Raw genomic sequence first — 5192 nt, 5'->3', positions numbered from 1 at the left:
GGGAGGACTCCTCAGGGTTCGGCGGACGACGCTGTCCACCGGGGGAAGGGCGGTTCAGTGGGTCGAAAGCGTGGGTGAATCGTTCATGCGGGGCATGGTGCGGGGCACCGCGCCCACCGACCCAGTGTGCGCGATGCCCCGTACATCCGTACAAAAAGCGGATGAAGTTACCGCAGACCGGGGTACAGCGGGTGCTTCGCGGCCAGCGCCGCGACCCGGGCCCGCAGCGCCTCGGCGTCGTACGACGGCTTCAGCGCCTCGGCGATCACGTCCGCGACCTCGGCGAAGTCCTCGGCCGTGAAGCCGCGGGTGGCGAGGGCGGGCGTGCCGATGCGCAGACCCGAGGTGACCATCGGCGGGCGCGGGTCGTTCGGGATCGCGTTGCGGTTGACCGTGATCCCGACCTCGTGCAGCCGGTCCTCGGCCTGCTGCCCGTCCAGCTCGGAGTTCCGCAGGTCCACCAGGACCAGGTGCACGTCCGTGCCGCCGGACAGCACGTCGACGCCCGCGGCCTTCGCGTCGCCCTGCACCAGACGCTCGGCCAGGATGCGGGCGCCCTCCAGGGTGCGGCGCTGGCGCTCCTTGAACTCCTCGCTCGCGGCGACCTTGAAGGCGACCGCCTTGGCGGCGACCACGTGCTCCAGCGGGCCGCCCTGCTGGCCCGGGAACACCGCGGAGTTGATCTTCTTGGCCAGCTCGGCCGTCGACAGGATCACACCGCCGCGCGGACCGCCCAGGGTCTTGTGCGTGGTGGTGGTCACCACGTGGGCGTGCGGCACCGGGTTGGGGTGCAGGCCCGCGGCGACCAGACCGGCGAAGTGCGCCATGTCGACCATCAGGTACGCGCCGACCTCGTCCGCGATCCGGCGGAACGCGGCGAAGTCGAGCTGACGCGGGTACGCCGACCAGCCGGCCACGATCAGCTTGGGCTTGCTCTCCTTGGCCAGCCGCTCGACCTCGGCCATGTCGACCCGGCCGTCGTCGCCCACGTGGTAGGCGACCACGTCGTAGAGCTTGCCGGAGAAGTTGATCTTCATGCCGTGGGTCAGGTGCCCGCCGTGCGCGAGGTTCAGACCCATGATCGTGTCGCCCGGCTTGAGCAGCGCGAACATCGCGGCCGCGTTGGCCTGGGCGCCCGAGTGCGGCTGGACGTTGGCGTGCTCGGCGCCGAACAGCTCCTTCACCCGGTCGATGGCGATCTGCTCGATCACGTCGACGTGCTCGCAGCCGCCGTAGTAGCGGCGGCCGGGGTAGCCCTCGGCGTACTTGTTGGTGAGGACCGAGCCCTGGGCCTCCATGACCGCGACCGGGGCGAAGTTCTCCGAGGCGATCATCTCGAGGGTGGACTGCTGCCGGTGCAGCTCGGCGTCGACCGCGGCGGCCACCGCCGGGTCGAGCTCGTGCAGGGACGTGTTCAGAAGCGACATGCGGCTACGGCTCCTCAGCCCGCGATGAACGCGTCGTACTCGGCGGCGGACAGCAGGTCGGCCGGCTCGTCGGTGACCCGCACCTTGAACAGCCAGCCGCCCTCGAGGGGGGCCGAGTTGACCAGCGCCGGGTCGTTCACCACGTCCTCGTTGATCTCGGTGACCTCGCCGGAGACAGGGGAGTACAGGTCGCTGACCGACTTGGTGGACTCCAGCTCGCCGCAGGTCTCGCCCGCGCTCACCGTGTCACCGACCTCGGGGAGCTGGACGAAGACCACGTCGCCGAGCGCGTTGGCCGCGTGCTCCGTGATGCCGACCGTCGACACGCCGTCCTCGGCGGCCGACAGCCACTCGTGCTCCTTGCTGTAGCGCAGCTGCTGGGGGTTGCTCATGGCTGGAATTCTCCTGTACGCGGGAAACTGCTGATGACGGGGACGGTGCGGGACGCGGCCGGACGGGTGGGGCGCCCGGCCCGCGGACGCGCGGGGACGGCCCGGGGGCTGTCTACGACGGTGTCACTTCTGCCGCTTGTAGAACGGCAGCGCCACGACGTCGTACGGCTCGTGGCTGCCGCGGATGTCCACACCGACGCCCTCGGCGCCCGGCTCGGCGTGGCTCGCGTCGACGTAGGCCATGGCGATCGGCTTGCCCAGGGTGGGGGAGGGGGCGCCGGAGGTGACCTCGCCGATCACCTCGCCGCCGGCCACCACCGCGTACCCGGCGCGCGGCACCCGGCGGCCGTGCGCCACCAGGCCGACCAGCACGCGGGGCGGGTTCTGCGCGGCGCGCTCGGCGGCGTCGGCGAGGGCGGCGCGGCCCACGAAGTCGCCCTCCTTCTCGAACTTCACCACCCGGCCCAGACCGGCGTCGAAGGGCGTGAGCGAGGTGCTCAGCTCGTTGCCGTACAGCGGCATGCCCGCCTCCAGGCGGAGCGTGTCCCGGCAGGACAGGCCGCACGGGACCAGCCCGTGGCCCTCGCCCGCCTCGGTCAGCGCCTGCCACAGCTCCACGGCGTGCTCCGGCTTCACGAACAGCTCGAAGCCGTCCTCGCCGGTGTAGCCGGTGCGGGCGATGAGCGCGGGGATCCCGGCCACGGCGCCCGGCAGACCGGCGTAGTACTTCAGGCCGTCCAGGTCGGCATCGGTGAGGCTCTGCAGGATCGCCGGGGACTCGGGGCCCTGCACGGCCAGCAGCGCGTAGGCGTCGCGGTCGTCGCGCACCTCGGCGTCGAAGCCCGCGGCCCGCTCGGTCAGCGCGTCCAGCACCACCTGGGCGTTGGAGGCGTTGGCCACGACCATGTACTCGGTGTCGCCGAGCCGGTAGACGATCAGATCGTCCAGGATGCCGCCGTCCTCACGGCAGATCATGGTGTAGCGGGCGCGGCCCGGCTTCACGCCCGAGATGTTGCCGACCAGCGCGTAATCCAGCAGCGCGGCGGCCTGCGGGCCGGTGACCGTGATCTCGCCCATGTGCGAGAGGTCGAAGAGGCCGGCCTTCGTGCGCACGGCGTTGTGCTCGTCGCGCTCGGAGCCGTAGCGCAGGGGCATGTCCCAGCCGGCGAAGTCGGTCATCGTCGCGCCGAGCGACCGGTGCAGGGCATCGAGCGCGGTGCGGCGGGGTTCGTTACTGCTCATCGGTCGGTCTCCCAAGGCGATGGGGGTCCCTCCCGCGCGAGTTCATTCGAGCGTGGGGGAAGGCGAGGGCGTTTCCTCCCCATCTGTCATCGGAACCTGAGAGGTTCGCCATGACCACCGGTGATACGGCGATCAGGACTTGCACCTTGGGTGGAGCCACCGGAGCACTGCGACGGCGGCCCGCTTTTCAGATGTGCCTCGCCCGCGCGGTAACGGTGCCTGAGAGATTCAAGGGAGGGACTTGCTCCTTCGGCGCCCCGGCGGCACACGGTGCCGGGGACTCTCCCGCGCGGATTCAAACGGCCGGTATGCAGTTGGCGCGCACATCATTGCACGCATCGCCGGACACCGGCAGGGGGACCCTTGCCGGGGGTGCACCGTTCGTGCAGGCTCGGTCACAGGGAGCTGTGACAGGCCTGTATCGGTAAGAGCACGGAACCGAGAGCGACCTGGCATTACCTTCTCTTTACACGCGGCGGGGATCGGAACTCATATCCGGCCCCAGGGGAGGACGACCACGGTGAACAGGCCCACGGCGTACGCCGGCACCACAGGCGTCGCGCTGCCGCGGCAGCACGCGGACGGGGCCGGCGGCGCCCGCGGCGCGGCGCCCGCCCCGCTCGTCCAGGACCTGCGCGAGCGCTCCGGCCGCAGCCCGCGCGCCCTGCTCTTCGGCCCCCGCGACCTCGTCGTCGTCACCGGACTGCCCGGCAGCGGCAAGTCCACGCTGATGCGGCGCACGGTGCGCGGCGCCCGCGTCGACTCCCAGGACGCCCGCGACCGCTGGGACCGCCGCATGCCCCGCCTGCTGCCGTACGCGGTGTACCGCCCGCTGGTCCGGCTCGCCCACTACGCGGGACTGCGCCGCGCGCTGCGCTCCGGCCGGCCGGTCGTCGTGCACGACTGCGGCACGCAGACCTGGGTGCGGCGCTGGCTGGCCCGCGAGGCCCGGCGCCGCGGGGCCGCGCTGCATCTGCTGGTACTGGACGTCACGCCCCAGCAGGCCCTGGCCGGTCAGATGGAGCGGGGCCGGGGCGTCTCGCGGTACGCCTTCCGCCGGCACCGCACGGCGTGCGGCAGGCTGCTGGACGCGGTGGAGTCCGGCCGGGTGCCGGAGGGCTGCGCGTCGGCGGTGCTCGTCGACCGGGACGCCGCGAACGCCCTGCGCCGGATCGGCTTCACCGGGGAACCGGCTAGCCTTTCCGCCACAGCAGTGGCACCAGGCAGGCGGTAGGCGACAGATGGACTTCCCGGCGGACATCCCGGACCGGACGCACTTCCACCCGCACGGCGGGTGGCCCGGCAACGAACTGGAGGAGGCGCTCTCCGCCTCCCTGGGCGTCCCCTCGGCGGGACCCCGGATCGTCGAGGTGCTCGGGCGCAGCTTCCTGTGGGTGCCGCTGCCCAACGGCGGCGGTCCGCACAGCGGCCCCCTCGACCTGCCCACCATGGAACTGGACGGCCAGGCGTACGTGCCGGTCTTCAGCTCCGAGGAGCAGTTCCGCCAGGTCGTCGGCTCCCACATGGGCTGCACCGTCGCGCCCGCCGTGGAGTTCGCCCGCGGACTGCCCCCGCAGGCCGGCATCGTGGTCAACCCGGGCGGCACGGTCGCCGTCCCGCTCCCGCCGGCCGCGGTGGCCGATCTGTGCCGGGCCGGGCGCTCCCCGCTGGACGGCCCGGCGGGCGGCGGCCGGGTCCGGCTGTTCGAACCCGACTGGCAGGACGACCCGGTGGACTTCCTCGCCGCGGCCTCGCAGGAGTTCGACTCCCTCGGCGTGGTGGCGACCGCCCGCCGCTGCCTCGCCGCCGTCGAGACGGCCGACCCGGTGCTGTTCGTCGGCGTGGAACTACTGCACTGGGAGGGCGACCCCCGGTCGCTGCCGCTGGACGCCCTCGGCCGGGCCCTGGGCCGCAGCCCCGCCCGCTGGCCGGTCAACCTCGTCGTCCTCGACGTGGCCCAGGACCCGGTCGCCGACTGGCTGCGCGCCAAGGTCCGCCCCTTCTACCAGCGGGCCTGACGCGCCGCCCCCGCCTTCCGCGCACCGACCGCTCCCCGCCTTCCGCGCACTGACCGCAGACCGGCGGGGGCCGTCGGCTTAAGCTAGGGGCATTGGCCGGCTGGGTGTTGTAC

General features: G+C 72.7%; 5 protein-coding genes and 2 riboswitches. Of the genes, 2 read left to right on the top strand and 3 right to left on the bottom strand.

Annotated features, from left to right (window positions below; translation table 11 throughout):
* Positions 1 to 167: 167 nt before the first annotated feature.
* The 3 genes from glyA to gcvT form a co-directional block, all read right to left on the bottom strand.
* Positions 168 to 1427: a serine hydroxymethyltransferase gene (glyA, locus tag C1708_RS10010; RefSeq protein WP_106412330.1), complete on the bottom strand. Its 1260-nt coding sequence runs from the start codon at positions 1425 to 1427 to the stop codon at positions 168 to 170.
* 14 nt (positions 1428 to 1441) lie between these two features.
* Positions 1442 to 1819, bottom strand: a complete 378-nt coding sequence (gene gcvH / locus C1708_RS10005) for a glycine cleavage system protein GcvH (protein WP_106412329.1) — start codon at positions 1817 to 1819, stop codon at positions 1442 to 1444.
* A gap of 123 nt (positions 1820 to 1942) precedes the next feature.
* Positions 1943 to 3061: a glycine cleavage system aminomethyltransferase GcvT gene (gcvT, locus tag C1708_RS10000; protein ID WP_106412328.1), complete on the bottom strand. Its 1119-nt coding sequence runs from the start codon at positions 3059 to 3061 to the stop codon at positions 1943 to 1945.
* A 73-nt stretch (positions 3062 to 3134) separates the two neighbouring features.
* A riboswitch (glycine riboswitch) is annotated at positions 3135 to 3258 on the bottom strand.
* Positions 3259 to 3359, bottom strand: a riboswitch (glycine riboswitch).
* A gap of 222 nt (positions 3360 to 3581) precedes the next feature.
* Between gcvT and C1708_RS09995 the strand changes: the two genes are divergently transcribed.
* On the top strand, positions 3582 to 4295 hold the full coding sequence (locus C1708_RS09995) for an AAA family ATPase (protein ID WP_106412327.1): 714 nt from the start codon (positions 3582 to 3584) through the stop codon (positions 4293 to 4295).
* 7 nt (positions 4296 to 4302) lie between these two features.
* Complete coding sequence (locus C1708_RS09990; RefSeq protein WP_106412326.1) at positions 4303 to 5079, top strand: enhanced serine sensitivity protein SseB; 777 nt, start codon at positions 4303 to 4305, stop codon at positions 5077 to 5079.
* Positions 5080 to 5192: the final 113 nt, after the last annotated feature.

The organism is Streptomyces sp. DH-12 (assembly GCF_002899455.1).
Classification (GTDB): Bacteria; Actinomycetota; Actinomycetes; order Streptomycetales; family Streptomycetaceae; genus Streptomyces.
The sequence above is the reverse complement of the archived record's forward strand: the minus strand, read 5'-3'. Positions and strand labels throughout refer to the sequence as shown.

Coding starts and splice junctions, on each gene's coding strand:
- glyA (WP_106412330.1), bottom strand. CDS start 1,427: ATGTCGCTTCTGAACACGTCCCTGCACGAGCTCGACCCGGCGGTGGCC.
- gcvH (WP_106412329.1), bottom strand. CDS start 1,819: ATGAGCAACCCCCAGCAGCTGCGCTACAGCAAGGAGCACGAGTGGCTG.
- gcvT (WP_106412328.1), bottom strand. CDS start 3,061: ATGAGCAGTAACGAACCCCGCCGCACCGCGCTCGATGCCCTGCACCGG.
- C1708_RS09990 (WP_106412326.1), top strand. CDS start 4,303: ATGGACTTCCCGGCGGACATCCCGGACCGGACGCACTTCCACCCGCAC.